The organism is Streptococcus rupicaprae (genome assembly GCF_040545225.1).
GTDB lineage: Bacteria > Bacillota > Bacilli > Lactobacillales > Streptococcaceae > Streptococcus > Streptococcus rupicaprae.
On sequence record NZ_JBEPLO010000024.1, the window covers coordinates 1 to 21995 of the forward strand.

Below are 21995 nucleotides of genomic sequence, written 5' to 3' on the forward strand. Positions count from 1 at the left end.
ATTATAATTATAAACCATGACATGAGAAAACGAGCATCTCCAACTGCGGAAATGCTCGTTTTTGTCTATTCTGAAACTAGTTTTTGCCCAGCCTCGGTCTTTTCTTGTGGCGACAGAAAGACGAGATTGTTTTACTAAGAGGCTTGTTTTTGGCAGGCCTTTTTTTGCACCTCCTTGCACCTCATGGTATAATAGGAAACAGAAATGTGATGAATGGAGAAGATTATGGTGAAAACAACCCTCTACATCGCCCGCCACGGCAAGACCATGTTTAACACAATTGGTCGAGCTCAGGGCTGGAGTGATACGCCATTGACCGCTGCTGGGGAACGTGGTATTAAAGAACTTGCTGTTGGGTTAAAGTCTTTTGACTTGACTTTTAAGGAGGCGTTTTCTAGCGACTCGGGCAGGACCTTGCAGACCATGGAAATTATCCTAGATGAGTTAGGGCAGACAGATATTCCTTACACGCGGGACAAGCGGATTCGAGAATGGTGCTTTGGCAGCCTTGACGGGGGTTACGATGCGGAGCTCTTTTTTGGGGTGTTGCCTCGCATCTACGGAACGGACATAGAGTTTCGTAAACTGACTTACGAAGAGATGGCGGCTGGTATTTTCGAAGCAGATACTGCTGGATGGGCACAGCCTTGGGAAGTTATTAAGGAGCGTATCCTGTCTGGTTTTACCGACATCGCCAAAAAAATAGAAGCCCAAGGTGGCGGCAAGGCTATTGTCGTTTCTCATGGCATGACAATTAGCACTTTGGTTTATCTCTTGGCGCCAGAGATTCCCAAGCAAAATTTGGACAATGGCAGTGTGACTGTACTCAGTTATGAAAACGGCCAGTTTACAGTGGAGATCGTAGGAGATATGTCCTATCGTCTTCGTGGAGCAGAGGTGCTAGATGGCGGGCAGTGAAAAACAATCAGAAGAAATCTTAGACCAGTTCCCACCTCTAGAGTTTGAGGACCAAGAAAAAGAACCCCAAGAGGGGGAGGACATCCCTCCTCAAGAAGAGGAAACCGATGATAAGCCTGTTAGTCTCTTTATGATTTTTGCAGGTCTTATTCTAGCCTTGATGGTGCTAGTTGGCTTGATCTTCTTTCAAGAACTGTTTAATCCCAAACAGACTAGGGGCGAAAAACCAATCGCGGAAGCGACAGCTGGTCCCAAGGTGCTCAAGGTCTTGAATTCCAGTCAAGACTTACCTAAGGTTGACCCTGATGCTTGGGAATTGATCTTGGTCGGTCCTAAAAATGTCAAGGAAGAACTATCGCCAGAGCTATCAGAAGTATCCGGTTTTATGGTGGATAGTCGCATTGCAGAGGCAACAGCTAATTTTTTAGCTGCAGCTCAAGCCATTGATCCTAATGCCCACCTGATTACCGGCTACCGTAGTGTAGAGGAACAGTCTTCGCTTTACGAGACTTTCCTAGCCGAAGAAATGGAGGCCCGCCAGATTGGTCGTGAGGCGGCAGAGTCTTTTGTGCAGACCTACTTCCAAGCGCCAGGGACTAGCGAGCATATGACAGGGTTGGCGATTGATCTGTCAATAGTAGACTATCTCAATCTCATGGACCCTGGGCTGGCAAGTCAGTTGGCAACCATTGCGCCCGATTATGGTTTTGTCTTGCGTTACAAGCAGAGCTATCAACCCCAAACAGGGGTTCCTGCTGAAGACTGGCATTTCCGTTATGTCGGTGTTGAATCTGCTCGCTACATGACCGATTATGATGTTCCGCTTGAAACCTATCTGGTCCAACTTAAGAATCGCACGGATTAAGAATCCGTTTAAAGATCCGTTAGAATCGTCTGCAACAGGTGTTCAGGCGATTTTTTCTTGACAAGACTATCGCACTGCGATATAATCAACATATAACGAACCTAGATACATCGAGATGCGAAAGGAGTGCTATGCAGGAGAAGATTAAGCGGGTCTACATTCCCATGACCGAGACGGCTTTTTATATCCTCTTTGCTTTGCAGGAGGAGCGGCATGGGTATGAGATTACCCAGCGGACCAAGGAACTAACTGCTGGACAGGTCGTCATCAGCCCTGGTACCATGTACGGTAGCCTGTCCAAGATGGAGAAAGATGGTTTGATTCAGCTGGTGCGTGAGGAGCAAAAACGCAAGATTTACCGCACCACGCCGCTGGGTCAGGAAGTCCTGCAACTGGAGCAGGAGCGGATTGCTAGACTCTATCACAATAGCAAAGGAGACATCTATGAAACAGATAAGGCGCTTTAGTACCTATCAGGATCCACAAAAACTAGAGATCTATCTCCGCCAGCAGCATCAAGCGGGCCAAGCCTTACAGGCAATCCATGGCTTTTCGGGAAAGCTGACCTTTGCGACTACCGTCCCTGAGGATGTGGTTTATCGGCTGGACTATTATGAGGCCAAGGGCGGTTTTTTTCAGCCAGAGTACGATCATGGCTATCGAAAACTTTTTGCGGATGCGGGCTGGGAATTTGTAACATCGATGATGCCCTATGTGGTCTTTCGCCAGCCAGTGATGGCAGACACAGACCCTCGTGACCTATCGCTTTACAGTGACCGAGACAGCCTCCTAGCCTACCATAAAAAGGTACTTTATCGCCAGTTGAGCATGGTTGCCATCCCCTTCTTGTTTCCTCTAAGTCAAGATTTAATGACAATAGCGACCGGTGGAGAATGGCGGAGCGGGCGGTTGGTCTTTCTTGGTCTAGTGTTATTGACCTATGCTGGTCTAGCCAGCTATTTTATCAGCAGTCATTATCAAAAAGTCAAAGGAGTAAACGATGGCAATTAAAACAGTTTTTAAATCCTTCTTTATCACCGATTTTGAGGAAGAAGCCGCTTACCTTGCGGGCATGCACCGGAAAGGCTGGAAGTTGACCAAGATTAGCTTTGACTGCCTCTTTCATTTTGAAGCAACAGCACCTGAAGAGATGGTCTACCAGCTTGACTTTAAGGGCAATGGCAGAGCAGACTAGGAGAGCTACTACCAACTCTATCAAGACTACGGCTGGGAACCAGTCACGACTTGCAATAGCTTTGAAATTTTTAGAAAACCTGCTCGTCAAGTGGGGGAAGATGAGATTTTCAGCGATGAGATGAGCCGCTGGGAGATGATTGGTCAGATTTTTAAGAGGCGTTTTCTGGCTCTAGTCAGGACCATGATGATCGTATTGGCTCTGGGGCTTTGGTTTAGGCAAATCGGATTTGTGCTGATGGTCGCCCTCTATGTCGCTTATCGATTCTACCAATTAAAAGAGAAATATGGAGGTGTGTGATGTGTCAGAAAAACAAACAGAAACAGGAGACAGTCCTTCCAGTGTTCCTATTAAATGTAGCAACTTTTTTGAGTTTTACCCTGCCTCGTACCAATCTGGCAGCCACTACCTTATCTGGCTGGGGCATTAATCTTTTATCTCTTTTTCAGTTGGGCATTATGCTGGCGCTAGTGATTAAATCGTTGAGATAACGACAGTCATCTCGGTCTCAAGACTGAAATTAGCACTCTCGACAAAAGAGTGCTAATTTTTATCTTGACAAGTGTTTGGAATGGTGTATAATAGAATCATGAGTTAGCACTCGATGGCATAGAGTGCTAAAAGTAGAGGAGGTGAGGCTGTGATAACCGATCGTCAAAAGGCGATCTTAGATTTGATCGTAGATATCTTTACGCAGACTCAGGAGCCTGTTGGGTCGAAAGCCTTGCAGGAGCTGATTAACTCTTCTAGTGCGACCATTCGCAATGACATGTCTGCCCTTGAAAAATTGGGTCTTCTAGAAAAGGCCCATACATCAAGTGGGCGGATGCCTAGTATCACAGGTTTTCAGTACTTCGTGGAAAATTCTCTGACCCTGACTCAGGTGGCAGAGCACCATATCTATCAGGTCCTAAAAGCCTTTGATGATACCTTCTTTACCATAGAGGATCTCTTGCAGCGAGCAGCGGATGTGCTGGCGGATTTGACCGGCTACACAGCGGTGGCTCTTGATGTGGAGGCTAGTCGGCAAAAGTTGACCGGATTTGAGCTTGTCACAACGACGACGCATACAGGTCTGGCTGTTTTTACCTTAGATGACTCTTCTACTATTACCAGTCAGTTTGCTCTGCCGAAGACCCTCTTGCCTACGGACTTGATAACCATCCGTCGCTTGGTACATGAGCGCTTTATTGGCAAGACAGTGCTAGATATTCACTATCGCTTGAGAACAGAGATTCCCCAGATTGTGCAGAAATATTTCACAACGACGGATAATGTTCTGGATCTCTTTGAACACCTTTTCCGAGATATTTTCGAAGAGAAGGTGATGGTGGCTGGTAAGGTCAAATTGCTGAGCTTTGCTGATTTTGAAACCTATCAATACCTGGACCAAGTCCAGTTGGTTTCTCGGGAAATTCGAGAAAGTTTGACCGAAGAACAGATGCAGGTGGTCAAGGTCGCTGATAGTCAGTCATCGAATCTGGCTCGATTGACCGTCATCAGTCAAAAGTTCCTAGTCCCTTATCGGGGCCACGGCATTTTGACCCTGATTGGACCGATTACCCTAGATTATAAACGGATGGTCAGTCTGGTCAATCTGGTCAACCAAGTCTTGGCGATGAAGCTGACGGACTTTTACCGCTACTTGAGCAGTAACCATTATGAAGTACACTAAGTCTTCGCATCTGAGGGAACTAAAGTTGCTCCTCAGATGATGGCAATCGCTATGGCGATTTGTTAGAAGAAAATGAAATTAGGAGGACCCATGTCTGAAGAAATCAAAAATGAAGAAATCCTCGAGGAAGAGGTGACCGAGGAAGTTTCAGAGGCTGTTGAAGAAGAACAAACGGAAGCAGTCATTGAAAAATCTGATTTGGAATTGGCCCAGGAAAGGGCAGAAGACTTTGAAAACAAGTACCTGCGTGCTCATGCAGAAATGCAAAACATTCAGCGCCGTGCCAGTGAAGAACGCCAGACCTTGCAACGCTACCGTTCGCAGGACTTGGCAAAAAAAATCTTGCCTAGTCTGGACAACTTAGAGCGCGCCTTAGCTGTTGAAGGCTTGACGGACGACGTCAAAAAAGGCATCGAAATGGTTCAGGATAGCCTCCTCCAAGCCCTGAAAGAAGAGGGCATTGAAGAGGTTGAGACAACAACTTTTGATCCAAATCTTCACATGGCAGTCCAAACCCTGCCAGCTGATGACGACAACCCAGCAGACACCATCGCTCAAGTCTTCCAAAAAGGCTACAAACTCCATGAACGCCTGCTTAGACCAGCTATGGTGGTGGTCTACAACTAATGTTGGGACTTCGTGACATCACGGAAGATAACTTCTTTAACTGTTTGAACTTGGATCCAGACTTGTCAGAAGACTATGTTGACCCAGTTGTTTTCTCGTTAGCAGAAGCCTGGCTCAACAAAAATTTTCAGCCAAAAGCCATTTATCAAGAGGAAGAGTTGATCGGTTTTGTCTCCTTTTACGTGGGAGACAATCATTATCAAATCATCAACTTTTTGATTGATCAGCCTTATCAAGGCAAAGATCTAGGAAAAGCAGCCGTCCAGCTGAGTTTGGACTATCTGAAAAAAGAATACCAAGCTAAACAAGTTTCCTTACCTGTCCATTTAGAGAATCAAAAGGCTAGGAGGTTCTGGACGGCGCTTGGCTTTCAAGAATCGGATAACATCGAAGACGCTTATCTTTACATGCGTCGAACACTCTGACCGCAATGTCGTAAAACTACTTAAATAGATAACAAGGTGCTCTTTGTTCCGCATCAGCAATGAAGCGAACGAAGTGAGCCATTCCGATACTCTTCACCGTAGTGGCAGTGAGATAAGCGATTGTTTCGCTTATCTCACGACGGAATTTTTGAGACCTTAGGCTCAAAAATTAGCTATGAAACGCCGTAGGCGGTTGCCAGCGTCCGCACTACCTAAGAAGAGTATCAATAAAAATAACTTTAAAAGAGGTAACACACATGTCTAAAATTATCGGTATTGACTTAGGTACAACTAACTCAGCAGTCGCAGTTCTTGAAGGAACTGAAAGCAAAATCATCGCTAACCCAGAAGGCAACCGCACAACGCCATCTGTTGTGTCCTTCAAAAATGGCGAAATTATCGTTGGTGACGCGGCAAAACGCCAAGCAGTGACCAACCCAGACACCATCATCTCCATCAAATCTAAAATGGGGACTTCTGAAAAAGTATCTGCCAACGGCAAAGAATACACCCCACAAGAAATCTCAGCCATGATTCTGCAATACCTCAAAGGCTATGCAGAAGATTACCTTGGTGAGAAAGTGACTAAAGCAGTTATCACTGTTCCTGCCTACTTCAACGACGCGCAACGTCAAGCGACCAAAGACGCTGGTAAAATCGCTGGTCTTGAAGTAGAGCGTATCGTCAACGAGCCAACCGCAGCAGCTCTGGCTTACGGTCTTGACAAGACAGACAAAGAAGAAAAAATCTTGGTCTTTGACCTTGGTGGTGGTACCTTTGACGTGTCTATCCTAGAACTCGGTGATGGGGTCTTCGACGTTCTCGCCACTGCTGGTGATAACAAACTCGGTGGTGACGACTTCGACCAGAAAATCATCGACCACATGGTGGCAGAATTCAAGAAAGAAAACGGCATTGACTTGTCAGCAGACAAGATGGCTCTTCAACGCTTGAAAGATGCAGCTGAAAAAGCCAAGAAAGACCTGTCAGGTGTGACCCAAACCCAAATCAGCTTGCCATTCATCACAGCGGGAGCAGCTGGACCACTCCACTTGGAAATGACCCTGACGCGTGCGAAATTTGACGAATTGACAGCAGACTTGGTAGAGCGTACCAAAGTGCCTGTTCGTCAAGCCCTGTCAGATGCCGGTTTGTCAGCTTCTGAAATTGATGAAGTTATCCTCGTTGGTGGATCAACCCGTATCCCTGCGGTTGTTGAAGCTGTCCGCAAGGAAACAGGTAAAGAACCAAACAAATCTGTTAACCCTGACGAAGTGGTTGCCATGGGTGCTGCTATCCAAGGTGGTGTCATCACTGGTGATGTGAAGGACGTTGTTCTCCTTGACGTTACCCCATTGTCACTGGGTATTGAGACTATGGGTGGCGTATTTACCAAACTCATCGACCGCAACACCACTATCCCAACCTCTAAATCACAAGTCTTCTCAACAGCGGCTGATAACCAGCCTGCCGTTGACATCCACGTGCTCCAAGGTGAGCGTCCAATGGCCAACGACAACAAGACCCTTGGTCGCTTCCAGTTGACTGACATTCCAGCAGCGCCTCGTGGTATCCCTCAAATCGAAGTGACCTTCGACATCGACAAGAACGGTATCGTCTCTGTTAAGGCCAAAGACCTTGGGACACAAAAAGAGCAAACCATCGTTATCAAGTCTAACGACGGCCTGTCTGAAGAAGAGATTGAGCGTATGATGAAAGATGCTGAAGCTAATGCTGAAGCCGATGCGAAACGTAAAGAAGAAGTAGACCTTCGCAACAACGTTGACCAGGCTATCTTTGCGACTGAGAAAACCCTCAAAGATACAGAGGGTCAGTTTGAGGCAGAACGTGCAGAAACGCAAACAGCTCTTGATGAATTGAAAGCAGCGCAAGAAGCCAACAACATCGAAGACATGAAAGCTAAATTAGAAAACCTTAACGAAAAAGCACAAGCCTTGGCAGTGAAACTCTACGAACAAGCAGCTGCAGCCCAGCAAGCTGCCGCAGGTGCAGAAGGTGCTCAAACTGCTGATAACACTGCTGGTGACGATGTCGTAGACGGCGAGTTTACGGAGAAGTAAGTGACAAAAACCGTTTAAAAACCGAATGAAGATAGGCCGCAGAGCGGCGTCCCCTTCAACAGCTTACATCAGTAGGAGGAATTGTTATGTCACTGGTAGACAATAAAAGGAATGCTGTTGCTTTTTATGAAACAGCCTATCTGGGGAATCCTAGGGAAGCAGTGGAACTGTATGTTAGAGAAAACTATCTCCAACACAATCCTAAAGTGGAAGATGGCAAAGCGGGATTTATTGCTTATTTTGAAGAAATGAAGCAATACTGTCCAAATAAGGAAATTGAGTTTGTTAGAGTCATCGGAGAAGGTGATTTAGTTGCTCTTCACACCCATCAAACTTGGGGGGCTCCTGAGAATAAGGAATATGTGACCATGGATTTCTTCCGTTTTGAAGATGGTAAAATTGTAGAGCACTGGGATTCGATTCAAGAGGTCATGCCAACCAAGTCAGGCAGGACAATGTACTAATTTTATAAATAGGATTAGCACTTTACCAACAAACCAGAGGTTGACACCCAGCCTCTGGTTTTCGGGTAATGGAAAAACTTTCCAACTAAATGTGAATTGCTGCTCTGCGATGGCGAGCGAAGCGAGCTCCTAACGGATACTTTTCGCCGTAGCAAGAGTGAGGATAGCGATTTGTCGCAATTCTCACGGCGGTCTTCTGAGACTTTGGCTCAGAATTTAGCCATGGAACTCCGAAGGAGATCGCTGGCGTCCGTGCTACTTAAGAAAAGTATCAAGAAAAAACCGAAAGGTAAAATTATGAACAATCAAGAATACTACGACCGATTAGGCGTCTCCAAGTCTGCGTCACAAGACGAGATCAAGAAGGCCTATCGGAAATTATCTAAAAAATACCACCCCGACATCAACAAGGAAGCTGGGGCGGAACAGAAATACAAAGACATCCAAGAGGCCTATGAGACCTTGGGTGACGAGCAAAAACGGGCGAGTTATGACCAGTTTGGTCCAGCAGGAGCTGGTGGTGGCTTCGGTGGTGGCGGTTTTGGCGGCTTTGATGGCGGTGGCTTCGGTGGTTTTGAGGACATCTTCTCTAGCTTCTTTGGCGGCGGTGGTGCTTCTCGTAACCCCAACGCCCCTCGTCAAGGGGATGACCTCCAATATCGCATCAATCTCAAATTTGAAGAGGCCATTTTCGGTACGGAAAAAGAGGTCAAATACAACCGCGAAGCAAGCTGTCATACCTGTCATGGTTCTGGAGCCAAGCCTGGCACTAGCCCTGTGACCTGTGGCCGCTGTCATGGATCGGGTGTGATCAATGTGGACACGCAGACCCCTCTCGGTATGATGCGCCGTCAAGTGACCTGTAATGTCTGTCATGGCCGTGGCCAGGAGATCAAAGATCCTTGCCAGACCTGTCACGGGACTGGTCATGAAAAACAGGCCCATTCTGTGACGGTGAAGATTCCTGCGGGGATTGAGACAGGACAGCAGATCCGCTTATCAGGTCAAGGAGAAGCAGGTATCAACGGAGGCCCTTACGGTGATCTCTATGTGGTGGTCAATGTCCAAGCCAGCGATAAGTTTGAACGTCAAGGGACAACGATTTACTATGATTTGAACATCAGCTTTGTTCAGGCTGCTTTAGGAGATACGGTGGACATTCCGACTGTTCATGGTGATGTCGAAATGACCATCCCAGCTGGCACGCAAACGGGTAAGAAATTCCGTCTGCGAGGCAAGGGTGCACCGCAATTGCGTGGCTCAGGCCAAGGGGATCAATTTGTTACAGTCAACATTGTAACACCAACCAAACTCAATGATAAGCAGAGAGAGGCGCTCAAAGCGTTTGCTGCTGCTTCTGGTGAGCAGGTCCAACCTAGCAAGAAAAAAGGTTTCTTCGAGTCCATCAAAGATGCCTTGGAAGGCGAATAAATCACTTATAAGCCAAGTTTCTCTAGTGAGGCTTGGCCTTTTGGTTGTGGCTAAGTCAAGCACTGCTGCATACTCTCATCAGTTGAAGTTTAGGTTCTATAAATTCTGTAGTGGTAAATCCACCATAGAGATTATAGGGCCTTTTGAAAGTAGAAAAAGAGCCGAAGTTTATGGGATATCTCTAAAGTGTATTGATAGCTGGATTTAGGGGCATATTCTCATCATTATCTCACGGAAATTTCATTTGTTTTTGGTTTTTTTTCGCTTTAAGGATTTTTAAAGAAAAATTTTACTTTTCTTTAAGGTTTGGGCCTTATACTAATATCATCCTAGCAAGATAACTTGCAGGATCTCCTAAATTTTTTTATTTTCTTTTTCATAATAATCTCCTAGGAAAAGCGGGTTTGACCTGCTTTTTCTGTTTTGTGCGATGTTTGTACGGATTCGCGCTATTTGGTCTGTTCAGAAAACTGGCTTAAACCTGACTGTACCCCTACAGAATCATGAAGTAGTGCTTTTTTTCCTGACCAGAACGTGGTAGAATAAGTCCATGACACGATATAAAGCGATTATTTCCTATGATGGGACAAGGTTTTCGGGTTTTCAGCGACAGCCTGAGGAACGCACGGTCCAGGAGGAATTGGAAAAAACCCTAGCACGGTTAAATAGTGGCCAGCCGGTCACCATTTACGGAGCTGGGCGGACAGATGCAGGTGTTCATGCTTACGGACAGGTCATCCATTTCGATCTTCCCCAAGAGCGCGATGTGGAAAAACTCCGGTTTGGTCTAGATACCCAGGCGCCGGAAGACATTGATGTCGTCTCAGTTGAGGTAGTGTCTGAGGACTTCCATGCCCGCTACAGCAAGCATAGCAAGACCTATGAGTTCCTCGTTGATACCGGTCGGCCTAAGAACCCCATGATGCGTCATTATGCGACAGCCTATCCCTATCCCTTGGATCTGGCCCTCATGCAGGAGGCCATCAAGGATTTGGTGGGGACGCATGATTTTACAGGGTTTACAGCAACAGGAACTAGTGTGGAAAATAAAGTCCGCACTATCACTCGGGCGACTGTGGAGTGTGAGGGACGTCCTAATTTTTTGGTCTTTACTTTTACAGGCAATGGCTTTCTCTATAAGCAGGTCCGCAACATGGTTGGCACCCTCTTAAAAATTGGCAACGGCCGAATGCCTGTTACTCAAATCAAAACAATATTGGAAAGTAGAGATCGGAATCTGGCGGGCCCAACAGCTGCTGGCAACGGCCTCTATCTAAAGGAGATTAGTTATGACGACTAAGTATATTTTAGCAATTTCAGGAAATGACATTTTCAGCGGTGGTGGCCTTTACGCTGACCTCTCGACCTATTCAGCTAATGGCCTTCATGGATTTGTGGCAGTGACGTGTCTGACGGCCATGACGGAGAATGGGTTTGAAGTCTTTGGCACGGACAAGACGGTCTTCAACCACCAGCTCCAGAGTTTGAAGGATGTGCCATTTTCAGCGATTAAGTTGGGTCTTTTGCCTGATGTGGAAATAGCAGAGCTGGCCTTGGATTTTATCAAGGGCCATCAAGAAATTCCAATCGTTCTGGACCCTGTTCTGGTCTGCAAGGAGAGCCATGACGTAGAAGTCAGCGCCTTGCGTGACGAGTTGCTCAAGTTTTTCCCTTATGTGAGCATTATCACACCAAACCTGGTAGAAGTGGAGCTATTGGCCCAAACGGAGATTAAAACCTTAGAGGATATGAAGGCTGCAGCTAGGCGCTTGCATGAGTTGGGGGCTAGATCAGTTGTGGTCAAGGGGGGCAATCGCTTCAGCCAAGAGAAGGCTGTAGACGTCTTTTATGATGGCAAAGCCTTTGAGGTGCTGGAATATCCGATTCTTGAGACCAACAATATCGGAGCAGGTTGCACCTTTGCTTCTAGCATTGCTAGTCAGCTGGTTCATGGGCATGAAGCGATTCAGGCTGTCCGCCTGTCAAAAGACTTTGTCTATCAAGCCATCAAACATTCAGATCACTATGGAGTAAAACAACATCATGACCAATCATAACATCAAAAACCTAACCTTATTAGCCGTTCTGACAGCCTTGACAATTGTCTTGGGCTTGTTCGTCAAGTTGCCTACACCTACTGGCGTCACCACCTTGCTTGATGTGGGAATTTTTTTCACTGCCTTTTACCTTGGCAGGCGCGAAGGAGCTATGGTTGGAGGGTTATCAGCCTTCCTGTTCGACCTGATTGCAGGCTATCCGCAGTGGATGTTCATCAGTCTTTTTGCCCATGGCGCCCAAGGCTATCTAGCAGGATTCACAGGAAAAAAACGCCCGATCGGCTTGGGACTTGCGACCTTGATCATGGTTGGGACCTATTTCCTGGCTTCCAGCGTCATGAATGGGGTCGGCGCTGCTTCACTAGAAGTATTGACCAATGTGATGCAGAATGTCGTCGGAATGGCTGGAGGCTACTTGCTTTACCAGGCCTTTAAGGGTATCGGTGTGCGAGGTCTTGCATGAATCTGGAGCAATTAGAAACTGAGACCAGGGCCCTTGTGTTAGATTTGCTGGAAAGAAGCAGGATCGCTAAAGGTCAAATCTTTGTGCTGGGCCTGTCTAGTTCTGAGGTGGTTGGTGGAACGATTGGAAAAAATTCCAGCCGTGAGATTGGCCAAGTGATTGTTAAGACGATCCTTGAAGAACTTACTGAGCGGGGGATTTACCTGGCAGTTCAGGGATGCGAACATCTGAACCGGGCCTTGGTGGTGGAGCGAGAGCTAGCTCTGGTTAAGGACCTTGAAATCGTCAATGTCCTGCCGACCTTGCACGCTGGTGGAAGCGGCCAGTTAGCGGCCTTTGACTACATGACAGATCCCGTAGAAGTGGAGTTTATCGTGGGTCACACGGGGCTCGATATCGGTGATACGGCTATCGGTATGCATATCAAGCATGTTCAAGTTCCCCTAAGGCCACTGCAGCGAGAGCTGGGTGGTGCCCATGTGACAGCTTTGACAACTCGACCAAAGCTTATTGGCGGTGCCAGAGCGGAGTATCAACAGGATCCGCTTCGAAAATTTTAAGGAGAGCCTAACGAGCTATTTAGATTTTTTTCTAAATAGCTCTTGTTTTTTGGTTAAGTGTGTGTTAAAATCTATTTAGAAATATTTCTAAATAGATTTTAAAGGAGCAAGTTATGGGATTTGGCGAGACTTTTAAAGCCTTATCTGATCCAGTTCGGCGTGAAATCTTGACACATTTGAAAAATGGTCCTTCGTCAGCAGGGGAGATTGCTGGCCGATTTGAGATGACAGGAGCGACCGTCTCTTATCACTTGAAAGTCTTAAAGAATGCTGATTTGATTAGTGAAGCTAGGGTCAAAAATTTTATTTACTACGACCTCAACACTTCTGTATTAGAAGAGGTTCTGTTGTGGTTGACTGATTTGAAAGGAGAAAAAGAAAATGAAGCTTAATAAAAGGTTGTTGGTGGTAACGTCCGCCTTCGTTTTTCTCCCCATGCTACTGGGGGTAGTCCTGTGGGAGCGATTGCCTGAGCAGTTGCCAACGCATTTTGGATTGGATGGTAGCGCAGATGGTTTTTCGAGTAAGGCAGAAGCGGTTTACCTGGACCCATTTATTTTTCTGGGGGTACACCTATTCCTTCTAGTTGTGACGACTATTAGTCCCAAGTCTCAAAACATCAGCCCTAAGATGATGCGTCTACTCTATTGGTTTATTCCAGTTTTAGCGGGTCTTCTTCAGACCATAACCTACCTAGTAGCATTGGGCTGGATAATAAATCCTACTCGGTTCATCTCTTTTTTGCTAGGCGGTTTCTTTATGCTTGTCGGGAATTATCTGCCAAAGATCAAACAGAATTATGCGGTTGGGATAAAGCTTCCGTGGACCTTAGATGATGAACAAAATTGGAATAAGACCCACCGTCTGGCAGGCAGGGTGTGGATGTTGGCGGGGCTACTGATTTGTTTGTCTGTTTGCTTCCCTATTGAGCCTCTCTATGTTCTCCTTCCTCTGATTGCTATTATGATTCTACTGCCAGCTATTTATTCCTACAAGCTGAGCCGGCAAGGTGAGAAGTTAGATTTATGAAAGTTTGCTGGTGAAACACTTTTGAGAATCAAAACTTTCTGCTAGAATAAGAGTATGTTAGATTTGAAGGACTATGGGATAGACATGTGGCCCAAGGAAAAGATTAAGGCTTTCCGCAAGGCGCTCTTGGATTGGTATGATGCCAATAAGCGAGATTTGCCTTGGCGGCGGACGATGGATCCGTATGCCATCTGGGTGTCGGAGATTATGCTTCAGCAGACTCAGGTAGTGACGGTAATTCCCTACTATGAGCGATTTTTGGACTGGTTTCCGACGGTTGAAGCCTTGGCTGATGCGCCTGAGGAGCGCTTGTTAAAGGCCTGGGAAGGCCTGGGTTATTATTCGCGCGTGCGCAATATGCAGGCGGCGGCCCAGCAGATTATGACAGAGTTTGCAGGTGTTTTTCCCAAAACCTACCAGGAGATTGTCAGCCTCAAAGGGATAGGTCCCTACACCGCAGGAGCCATTGCCAGCATTGCTTTTGGTCTGCCGGAGCCTGCCGTGGATGGTAATGTCATGCGGGTCATGGCAAGGTTATTTGAGGTCGATTACGACATTGGAGATCCGAAAAATCGCAAGATTTTCCAGGCCATCATGGAGGAGCTGATTGATCCCGAGCGGCCGGGAGACTTTAACCAGGCCTTGATGGATTTGGGGACAGATATCGAAGCTCCCAAGAATCCTCGGCCAGAGGAGAGTCCTGTCCTTCAGTTTAGCGCAGCCTATTTGCATGGGACCATGGACAAATACCCGATCAAGGAAGCCAAGAAAAAGCCGAGACCTGTTGAGATTCAGGCCTTTGTTATCCGCAACCAAGAGGGGCAATATCTCCTGGAAAAAAATCAGGAAGGGCGGCTTCTATCAGGATTTTGGTCCTTTCCCATCATGGAAACCCAGCTGGTGGCTCAGCAGTTGGACCTCTTTGAGGAGGGGGACCAAGTCCTTGAACCTCTCTCACAGCTAGGGGCTTTTGAGGAAAAGTATCAGTTGGAGCCAGCTTGGACGGACCAGGTCTTTTCGACGATCACCCATGTCTTTAGCCATCAAAAGTGGCAGATTCGGCTGGTTGAAGGCTGGATAGAAGACGCTCGCTTGCCTGAGGAAGGCCAACTGGTGTGGGCTGATTTAGAAGACTTTGAGGCCTATCCGTTTGCCACCCCGCAGAAGAAGATGGTAGATGCTTACTTGAGCAATAGCTGAGCAGAAAAATCTGTTTCTAGTCATGGCAAATGGCTACTTAATCTGTTTTAATAAATAATCCAAAGGAGGATTCTAATGAAAGTTATTGTAGATCAGAGTTTTTGGGATGTCTTTCCCCAAGCGCAAATTTCAGTTTTGTCCGTTACTGGCATAGATAATCGGATAGATGAGGCAAAACTTGGCTATTTGCAAGAGCTTCTGACTCAAGCTAGCCAGAAGGCCCAAGCTTTTTTGACAGACGACAATTTTGCGCAGAATGAGGTCATCAAGGAATGGCGGGAAGCATTCTCGCAATTCAAGACCAAAAAAGGAGCACGTTCATCGATCGAAGCCCTGCTTAAGCGCGTTAGTCAAGGCAGGGAGTTTCACCCTATCAATCCGCTGGTTGACCTCTATAACAGTGTGTCCTTGACCTACGGCTTGCCATGTGGTGGCGAGGATATGGACTGTATCCAAGGTGACTTGCACCTTGGCAAGGCCCGTGGCGGAGAGGCCTTCCGCCCGCTTGGGGAAGAAGAAGACCTTCCTGCGCTACCTGAGGAAATTATATATTATGATGAGGCAGGCGCTATTTGCCGCAACTTTAACTGGCGAGAAGCCCAACGCACCATGTTGACAGAAGAAACCACCAGCGCGGTTTTAATCATTGAAGCCATCAATGATGTCCAGAAAGCGCGAGCACGGGAAGCTATAGTAGCTCTGCAAGAACTGATCCAAGACTACTTCGGTGTAAAAGGAACGGTCAGTCATTTGACCCAAGAAGTGCCGACTGCCAGTCTCTAAAAGTGAAAAAAGACAGCTTGCCAGTCAGGAGCCCACTGAAAAAGTGAGTCTCATTAGAAATTGGACAGACAATAATTATTTCTTTCCATAATAGTGAATTAAAAAAACGAATGAATGATAAAAAGTGTTCAGTAACTAGATATCATTATTCGTTTTTTATGATAATCATTTTTGCTATTTAGACTTTTTCAGTGCTCTCGCCAGTCAGAGCAAGTTGTTTTTAGCTGGAATCGGAATTGCCTAAGGATGAGCCAAGGATCGGCAATATCCTGATTTTCTGTGTTGGCCTTAATCTGATCTTCGGAAGATTGATCAGGGTGGCCAATATGCTGCCATCCTTGATTTTAGCGATGTTAGGAACACTTTTTTTCTAAAACGTTTTTCAAAACATGTCATTTATAGTTGACATATTTTTTCTTATCTGGTATACTGATGGTGTAACATATATGTGACTTTGGGCTAAACTTGTCCAAAAAATTTTAGACGAAGGTGTCATCTATAAGTGACATGTGAGGGAGACCTTAACATTTTTAACTGCTGTGTCATATATACGAGCCGCTACATAGAATAGAGCGAACTAGCAAGCCAGATCTGCTATTTCCCCGAGAAAGGAGAAGTCATGAACCGTGTCAAGGACTTTCGCACCGAGTTAGGTCTGTCCCAGCTGGCCCTGGGTAAAAGCATTGGTGTCGCCAGGCAGACCATCAACCTGATCGAAAATGACAAGTACAACCCCTCGCTGGACCTCTGCATCAAGCTGGCAGAGACGCTTCAGACCGACCTCAACACCCTCTTTTGGGAGACCAGACATTTGTAAGGAGATAGGATGAAACACTTTGATAAAAACAACTTTTACCACTTTTTTCTTCGCCGTTTTTATGGCATCAATGGGGAGCTGGACGAATACAGCATGGCAGAGATCAATAAATTCGGCAACCACATGTTTATGTTCCTCTATAGTTTGGTATTAGTGGGTTTCCTGCTGGAATTGTTTGCACTGGCTGACATCTGGGATATACTGGCCCTACTAGGAGTCTTTATCCCATTTAATGCCCAGGTTAAACTCATTAGACGTTTGGGACTAGATAAGCTTGAAGTCGAACAAGACCAAATGAAAGCAGCAAAGAAAACCATGTTCAAACGGACTCTCTGGCAAACGCTTATCATCATAGGGGTTATGCTTCTAACGATCATCGCTATGTGGAGGATGGGCATTCCCCAAGAAGATGGCACCAGTGCCGATATTTTCTTTAAAATCGCTGCTCCAGGTGCAATGGCTATCATGACTCCGATTGCTTTCTTGGTACAGCTGAAAGACAACCTCAAGAAAATTAGTCTGATTGAAGAAGGAGACGAGACATGAAACACAACTTTTTTATTCGTACCTTGACTTATCTCCTCATCTACCTGCCTATCAGCGTTATTATCGAAGTCACGACTGAGGGCGACTTGAGCAATTTCTTGACCTACCAAAGACTCTTTAGTACCCTTTTCTTTGGTGTCTTTATGGCAACTGTCATGCCACATGTCGTCAAAAAGTATAAGCAGTAAAAAGGAGCTTCCCTATGAGCAAATTAGGACACTTGACCCGCAGTAAAAAGGGGTTCATCACCTTTGCCATCGGCTACAGCCTCTTAACTCTCCTTTATCTTTACAGCTTTCTAATCGCAAAGGAGGATCTCATTATCATGCCTCTCTATCTCTTTTGGATGATTCAAACCGTCTCACTGTCCCAGGTAAACCGTACCAAGTACCAGGTCTGGGCCATGCGACTGGTTAGCATCGAATTAGCCCTAGTAACCGCGGTACAAGTCTATGCAGGTTTTGCCCGCCCTGTCTTTTATATCTTTGCTGGACTGATCTTTCTTTTGAGCTTCGTGAAGTACCCGAGTCCAACCGATTCTAACCATAAAGAATAAGGAGTTTTCGTATGAACAAAGAACCTTTTACCGACAAACTGATCAAACGCTTTTACGGTATCACAGGACCTCTGGATGAGTACAAGCGCCACGAGGTGGATCGTATTGGTAATATTGGGTTTATCGTCCTCTTTTATGTTTTGGTACTTGGGAATTTTTTGGCCATTTTGGCTGCTTATCATTACCCGGAGCAGGTTGCTCTGCTCTATCCGATCATTCTGACGGTAGTCATCTTGTTACTCAGTTTCTACATTGTTCTTAAGGGGAAAAAGGCTGGTGTCTCATACTTTGAAAAAGAAGAACTTAGTGAGAAGGAGCTCAAGAAACTCTCTTATGTAGGATTGAAAGCCGGCCTCGCTTTTGGAACAGGGATGTATCTGATGCAGGGGCTTCTTCAGTGGCTGATCGATCAGGAGCCCTTTCTTGCGGTGTTGACTAACTGGCGCACCTTGATTGTTGCAGTGCTTCAGGGTATTCTCTTCGGTGGTTTCATCCATCTTATCATCAAATCCCGCATGAAAAGAAGAGACTAGATATGAAGAAGCGCAATGATTATTTTGGGAAATCTGATTTTCTCTGTTTAGGCATACTCTATAGTTTTTGGTATGGGTTATGCCTATACAGTTGCATTGCTGATGAAGAGCCCTTGTCATTCTTTCCCTTAGTGGTTTTTTGGCTGGTCCAAGCTCTTCCTCTCTTGACGACTTTCTGGGGCAAGTACCGTTTGAGGATGGTGCGCCTTGTGAGTCTGACTTTGGCAATGGTCATGGCCGTAAAGATTGCTCGAGGCTTATCTCCCAGCTACCAATGGCTCTTTGTCTTAGGTTTACTGATCATGGCAATCCTCCCTGAGACGTTATTGAGACGATTGCCCCAACAATAGCCTTAGAAAGTGACTTGTTTTAACGACTTTAGCTTGTATTGAAAGGAAATAATTTATGAAAACAGTAAAAAACAGCGCAAAATTTATCGGTTTGATTGCCCTGATTTTGGTCATCAACCTCAGTCCTATGTTCATGATTGGGAATCAAGCTAGTACCCCTGTTGGCCTTCAATGGTTTTTAAGCATCGGCTATCTGATCTTAGCCAGCCTAGTGATCTGTCTAGTTTACAAGCGCTATAAAACCTATGAAAGTCCTGAGGTCAGGGCACAGAAATTTGGCTGGAAGGACCTTGGCATCGCCCTGCTGTTCTTTTTGGGAACACGGGTAATCGCTATAGTGGGAGCCATCGTGTTCCAACTTTTGCTGGGAACAGCTACTTCGGCTAACGATGCGGCTTTGACGGCGACAGTAGGTCAGGTACGTTCTATGTTTGTTCTTTACTTCGTAGCTTTCCATGTAGCGATCGGCCTTTTTGCCCCGATCTTAGAGGAGTTGGTTTTCCGTGGCTTTTTCACCAAGTATTTCTTCGCCAATCGCGCCAGCAAATGGCTGCCTTTGATTCTTTCGTCAGCCATCTTTGCCCTGCTTCACATCGCGCATCCTGTAGAATTTATCGTCTATTTCCCACTGGGGGCCTTGTTCTATCTGGCCTATGCGCGCAGGGGCAATATCAAGGATGCCATAGCAGTGCATATTCTCAATAATAGCTTGATGGTTATCTTGTCCATCATCAATTACATCCTTTTGGTGTGGCAATAAGATAGAAAAGTCTTTGGAAATTGTAAAATAATTTTCAGGGACTTTTTTTCTGATGGCTGTGAGGAGGTACAGGTTAAGTCTGTTTGGATCGACTTCAAGTGCCTCAAATTTAGAAAATAGCCTTGTTCTAGACGCACAAGTCTATCTGTGCTATAATGAATAAAAAGGATGTAAGCGCTATATCTATTTTGGAAAAATAGCGCAGTATTGCCAAAAAGGGCAAGGGAGTTTAAGTGTAACAAGGGAGGTTCGCAATGTCCAAGGTGTTATTGATAGTCAATCCAAGTGCTGGTGGAGAGAAGGCCAAAGCCTTTGAAGGACAAGCCAAGGAGAAATTAGCCAGCTTATTTGATGATGTCGTGGTCAAGTATACAGAAAAGGCCGGCGATGCGATAGCATTTGCTAGACAAGCAGCCAGGGAACGTTATGACAGTGTCTTTGTCATGGGAGGAGACGGCACAGTTAATGAAGGAATCAGTGGCCTTGCGGAGCAGGATTATCGGCCGACCTTCGGCTTCTTTCCTCTGGGGACGGTCAATGATCTGGCGCGTGCGCTGGGCATGTCACTGGATCCTGAGGAGGCCATCCACCAGTTGGACTTAACAAAAGTTAAACCTCTGGATATCGGCAAGGTCAATGACCAGTATTTCATGAACGTTGTGGCTATAGGAACCATCCCAGAGTCGATCAACAACGTCGATCCTGAGCAGAAAACCAAGTGGGGCAAGCTAGCTTACTTTATTTCAGGATTTAAGCAGTTGACAGAGACCAACTTCCATGAGTTCCGTTTAACTATTGACGGGGAAGTTCGAGAAGTTCAGAGTAGCACTTTACTGATCGGTTCCTCCAATACTATCGGTGGCTTTGAAAGCATCTTGCCAGAAGCCGAAGTGAACGATGGCCTACTCCACCTGATCTACCTCAAAGATCAGACTCTCTTGGATACCTTGGTTGCTGTGCCAGAACTGCTTTCTGGCAATAGCGGCTCTAGTGAGAAGATTGAGTACATGACCGTTAAAGAACTCAAGGTAGAATTGCTTGACCCAAGCATCCGGCTCAGTATCAATGTGGACGGAGATGAAGGAGATTGCCTACCAGTGACGATCAGTGTACTGCCGTCGCACCTGGATGTCTATTACTAGGCAATATGGAAAGGTAGTAAATTTATTCTTGCTAACAAGTCGTTAGCTACCTTATGATAACTGAGGCGATTTTTCGGGAGATTTTAGAAAGTCTTAGCAAGCAAAGTGGTTCCGACCAGAAATTTGGGAAAAGTCAGCAAAAACCTTTGAAAAATCCTAGTCTTGTGGTAAAATTGTAGGGTATGTAAAAAAACTTAAGGAGAGACATCATGTCTGTATCATTCGAAACAAAAGAGACAAACCGCGGCGTTTTGACCTTCACTATCGCCCAAGCGGATATCCAACCAGAGTTGACAAAAGTTTTCAACAAGATTAAGAAAGACCTTGCTGTGCCAGGTTTCCGTAAGGGACACTTGCCACGTCCTATCTTCAACCAACGTTTTGGTGAAGAAGCGCTTTACCAAGATGCTTTGAATAACCTCTTGCCAGATGCTTATGAAGCTGCTGTAAAGGAAGCAGGCATCGAAGTGGTTGCGCAACCAAAAATCGATGTTCTGTCTATGGAAAAAGGCCAAGACTGGACCATCACAGCTGAAGTTGTGACAAAACCTGAAGTAAAATTGGGCGACTACAAAAACCTTGAAGTGGCTGTAGAAGCTTCAAAAGAAGTGACTGACGAAGAAGTTGATGCTCGTCTTGACCGTGAGCGTAACAACTTGGCAGAACTTGCTATCAAAGAAGGCAAGGCTGAAGAAGGCGACACAGTGGTTATTGACTTCGTAGGTTCTGTTGACGGTGAAGAATTTGACGGTGGCAAGGGTGACAACTACTCACTTGAGCTTGGTTCAGGTCAATTCATCCCAGGTTTTGAAGATCAATTGGTTGGGCACGAAGCTGGTGAAACAGTCAACGTTGAAGTGACCTTCCCAGAAGATTACCAAGCGGCAGACTTGGCTGGTAAAGATGCTGTCTTTGTAACAACTATCCATGAAGTGAAGACAAAAGAAATTCCAGACTTGGACGATGAGTTGGCTAAAGACTTGGATGAAGAAGTAGACACTTTGGATGAGTTGAAGGCTAAGTACCGCAAGGAATTGGAAGCTAGCAAGGAAGAGGCTTACACGGATGCTGTCGAAGCAGCTGCGATCGAACTTGCAGTTGAAAATGCTGAAATCGTTGACCTTCCAGAAGAAATGGTTCACGAAGAAGTTCACCGTGCCATGAATGAATTCCTCGGCAACATGCAACGTCAAGGCATCTCACCAGAAATGTACTTCCAAATCACTGGCACTACTCGCGATGACCTTCATAAGCAACATGAAGCAGATGCAGACAAGCGCGTGAAAACCAACCTTGTTATTGAAGCTATTGCCAAGGCAGAAGGGTTTGAAGCTACGGATGAGGATATCGAAAACGAAATTCAAAACCTTTCAACTGACTACAATATCCCAGTTGAGCAAGTGCGTAGCCTGCTTTCAGAAGACATGCTTAAACATGACATCGCTGTTAAGAAGGCTGTTGAAGCGATCACAAGCACTGCTAAGGTAAAATAAAAATTACTAAGATTGAAGAAAGAGT

Annotated in this window: 28 protein-coding genes and 2 pseudogenes; all 30 read left to right on the top strand. The window is 45.9% G+C overall.

Annotation, left to right across the window (positions count from 1 at the left end; translation table 11 throughout):
• The first annotated feature begins 225 nt into the window (after window positions 1–225).
• The 30 genes and pseudogenes from ABID29_RS09520 (at window position 226) to tig (ending at window position 21970) form a co-directional block, all read left to right on the top strand.
• Window positions 226–918 carry a histidine phosphatase family protein gene (locus ABID29_RS09520; RefSeq protein WP_168549307.1) on the top strand — a complete coding sequence of 231 codons (693 nt, stop codon included), beginning with the start codon at window positions 226–228 and terminating at the stop codon, window positions 916–918.
• Window positions 905–1783 (top strand): M15 family metallopeptidase, encoded by an 879-nt coding sequence (locus ABID29_RS09525; protein ID WP_354365924.1) that lies wholly within the window; start codon window positions 905–907, stop codon window positions 1781–1783. The genes ABID29_RS09520 and ABID29_RS09525 overlap by 14 nt, the downstream gene beginning before the upstream one ends.
• Before the next feature lie 131 nt (window positions 1784–1914).
• On the top strand, window positions 1915–2250 hold the full coding sequence (locus tag ABID29_RS09530) for a PadR family transcriptional regulator (RefSeq protein ID WP_354365925.1): 336 nt from the start codon (window positions 1915–1917) through the stop codon (window positions 2248–2250).
• Window positions 2228–2794: a DUF2812 domain-containing protein gene (locus tag ABID29_RS09535; protein WP_354365926.1), complete on the top strand. Its 567-nt coding sequence runs from the start codon at window positions 2228–2230 to the stop codon at window positions 2792–2794. The genes ABID29_RS09530 and ABID29_RS09535 overlap by 23 nt, the downstream gene beginning before the upstream one ends.
• Window positions 2784–3278 (top strand): annotated as a pseudogene (locus ABID29_RS09540) (DUF2812 domain-containing protein). The gene ABID29_RS09535 and the pseudogene ABID29_RS09540 overlap by 11 nt, the downstream one beginning before the upstream one ends.
• Window positions 3278–3469, top strand: a complete 192-nt coding sequence (locus tag ABID29_RS09545; RefSeq protein WP_354365927.1) for a hypothetical protein — start codon at window positions 3278–3280, stop codon at window positions 3467–3469. The pseudogene ABID29_RS09540 and the gene ABID29_RS09545 overlap by 1 nt, the downstream one beginning before the upstream one ends.
• 149 nt (window positions 3470–3618) lie before the next feature.
• Window positions 3619–4653, top strand: coding sequence for a heat-inducible transcriptional repressor HrcA (hrcA, locus tag ABID29_RS09550; RefSeq protein WP_354365928.1), 1035 nt, complete (start codon window positions 3619–3621; stop codon window positions 4651–4653).
• A gap of 90 nt (window positions 4654–4743) precedes the next feature.
• Window positions 4744–5280, top strand: a complete 537-nt coding sequence (grpE, locus tag ABID29_RS09555; RefSeq protein ID WP_354365929.1) for a nucleotide exchange factor GrpE — start codon at window positions 4744–4746, stop codon at window positions 5278–5280.
• On the top strand, window positions 5280–5705 hold the full coding sequence (locus tag ABID29_RS09560; RefSeq protein ID WP_354365930.1) for a GNAT family N-acetyltransferase: 426 nt from the start codon (window positions 5280–5282) through the stop codon (window positions 5703–5705). The genes grpE and ABID29_RS09560 overlap by 1 nt, the downstream gene beginning before the upstream one ends.
• A 257-nt stretch (window positions 5706–5962) precedes the next feature.
• Window positions 5963–7786 (top strand): molecular chaperone DnaK, encoded by a 1824-nt coding sequence (gene dnaK / locus ABID29_RS09565; RefSeq protein WP_354365931.1) that lies wholly within the window; start codon window positions 5963–5965, stop codon window positions 7784–7786.
• Window positions 7787–7872: 86 nt separating this feature from the next.
• Window positions 7873–8250 carry a nuclear transport factor 2 family protein gene (locus tag ABID29_RS09570; protein ID WP_354365932.1) on the top strand — a complete coding sequence of 126 codons (378 nt, stop codon included), beginning with the start codon at window positions 7873–7875 and terminating at the stop codon, window positions 8248–8250.
• Window positions 8251–8547: 297 nt separating this feature from the next.
• Window positions 8548–9681 (top strand): molecular chaperone DnaJ, encoded by a 1134-nt coding sequence (dnaJ, locus tag ABID29_RS09575; protein WP_354365933.1) that lies wholly within the window; start codon window positions 8548–8550, stop codon window positions 9679–9681.
• Window positions 9682–10231: 550 nt separating this feature from the next.
• Window positions 10232–10981: a tRNA pseudouridine(38-40) synthase TruA gene (gene truA, locus ABID29_RS09580; protein ID WP_354365934.1), complete on the top strand. Its 750-nt coding sequence runs from the start codon at window positions 10232–10234 to the stop codon at window positions 10979–10981.
• Entirely contained in the window at window positions 10971–11738 is a 768-nt protein-coding gene (locus ABID29_RS09585; RefSeq protein ID WP_354365935.1) for a bifunctional hydroxymethylpyrimidine kinase/phosphomethylpyrimidine kinase, read from the top strand. Before truA ends, ABID29_RS09585 begins: the two co-directional genes overlap by 11 nt.
• Window positions 11725–12201: an ECF transporter S component gene (locus ABID29_RS09590; RefSeq protein ID WP_354365936.1), complete on the top strand. Its 477-nt coding sequence runs from the start codon at window positions 11725–11727 to the stop codon at window positions 12199–12201. Before ABID29_RS09585 ends, ABID29_RS09590 begins: the two co-directional genes overlap by 14 nt.
• Window positions 12198–12761, top strand: a complete 564-nt coding sequence (locus tag ABID29_RS09595; protein ID WP_354365937.1) for a TIGR01440 family protein — start codon at window positions 12198–12200, stop codon at window positions 12759–12761. Before ABID29_RS09590 ends, ABID29_RS09595 begins: the two co-directional genes overlap by 4 nt.
• A 113-nt stretch (window positions 12762–12874) precedes the next feature.
• The gene (locus tag ABID29_RS09600) at window positions 12875–13153 is read left to right on the top strand and encodes an autorepressor SdpR family transcription factor (RefSeq protein ID WP_354365938.1); all 279 of its coding nucleotides are present in this window, start codon (window positions 12875–12877) and stop codon (window positions 13151–13153) included.
• Window positions 13143–13790 carry an SdpI family protein gene (locus ABID29_RS09605; protein WP_354365939.1) on the top strand — a complete coding sequence of 216 codons (648 nt, stop codon included), beginning with the start codon at window positions 13143–13145 and terminating at the stop codon, window positions 13788–13790. Before ABID29_RS09600 ends, ABID29_RS09605 begins: the two co-directional genes overlap by 11 nt.
• Before the next feature lie 54 nt (window positions 13791–13844).
• Complete coding sequence (gene mutY, locus ABID29_RS09610; RefSeq protein WP_354365940.1) at window positions 13845–14990, top strand: A/G-specific adenine glycosylase; 1146 nt, start codon at window positions 13845–13847, stop codon at window positions 14988–14990.
• A 75-nt stretch (window positions 14991–15065) separates the two neighbouring features.
• Window positions 15066–15773: a B3/B4 domain-containing protein gene (locus ABID29_RS09615; protein WP_354365941.1), complete on the top strand. Its 708-nt coding sequence runs from the start codon at window positions 15066–15068 to the stop codon at window positions 15771–15773.
• A gap of 257 nt (window positions 15774–16030) precedes the next feature.
• Window positions 16031–16147 (top strand): annotated as a pseudogene (locus ABID29_RS09620) (DUF554 family protein); the annotation flags it as partial.
• Window positions 16148–16392: 245 nt separating this feature from the next.
• The gene (locus ABID29_RS09625) at window positions 16393–16590 is read left to right on the top strand and encodes a helix-turn-helix transcriptional regulator (protein ID WP_354365942.1); all 198 of its coding nucleotides are present in this window, start codon (window positions 16393–16395) and stop codon (window positions 16588–16590) included.
• Between the two features lie 9 nt (window positions 16591–16599).
• Window positions 16600–17136 (top strand): DUF3278 domain-containing protein, encoded by a 537-nt coding sequence (locus tag ABID29_RS09630; protein WP_354365943.1) that lies wholly within the window; start codon window positions 16600–16602, stop codon window positions 17134–17136.
• The gene (locus ABID29_RS09635) at window positions 17133–17324 is read left to right on the top strand and encodes a hypothetical protein (protein WP_354365944.1); all 192 of its coding nucleotides are present in this window, start codon (window positions 17133–17135) and stop codon (window positions 17322–17324) included. The genes ABID29_RS09630 and ABID29_RS09635 overlap by 4 nt, the downstream gene beginning before the upstream one ends.
• Window positions 17325–17338: 14 nt before the next feature.
• Window positions 17339–17692, top strand: a complete 354-nt coding sequence (locus ABID29_RS09640) for a hypothetical protein (RefSeq protein WP_354365945.1) — start codon at window positions 17339–17341, stop codon at window positions 17690–17692.
• An 11-nt stretch (window positions 17693–17703) separates the two neighbouring features.
• Complete coding sequence (locus tag ABID29_RS09645; protein WP_354365946.1) at window positions 17704–18225, top strand: DUF3278 domain-containing protein; 522 nt, start codon at window positions 17704–17706, stop codon at window positions 18223–18225.
• A 2-nt stretch (window positions 18226–18227) separates the two neighbouring features.
• A complete protein-coding gene (locus tag ABID29_RS09650; RefSeq protein ID WP_354365947.1) occupies window positions 18228–18575 on the top strand; it encodes a hypothetical protein in 348 nt (115 codons plus the stop codon).
• A gap of 55 nt (window positions 18576–18630) precedes the next feature.
• Window positions 18631–19335, top strand: a complete 705-nt coding sequence (locus tag ABID29_RS09655; protein ID WP_354365948.1) for a type II CAAX endopeptidase family protein — start codon at window positions 18631–18633, stop codon at window positions 19333–19335.
• A 254-nt stretch (window positions 19336–19589) separates the two neighbouring features.
• Window positions 19590–20477: a diacylglycerol/lipid kinase family protein gene (locus tag ABID29_RS09660; RefSeq protein WP_354365949.1), complete on the top strand. Its 888-nt coding sequence runs from the start codon at window positions 19590–19592 to the stop codon at window positions 20475–20477.
• A gap of 209 nt (window positions 20478–20686) precedes the next feature.
• Window positions 20687–21970 carry a trigger factor gene (gene tig, locus ABID29_RS09665; protein ID WP_354365950.1) on the top strand — a complete coding sequence of 428 codons (1284 nt, stop codon included), beginning with the start codon at window positions 20687–20689 and terminating at the stop codon, window positions 21968–21970.
• The last annotated feature ends 25 nt before the right edge of the window (window positions 21971–21995 follow it).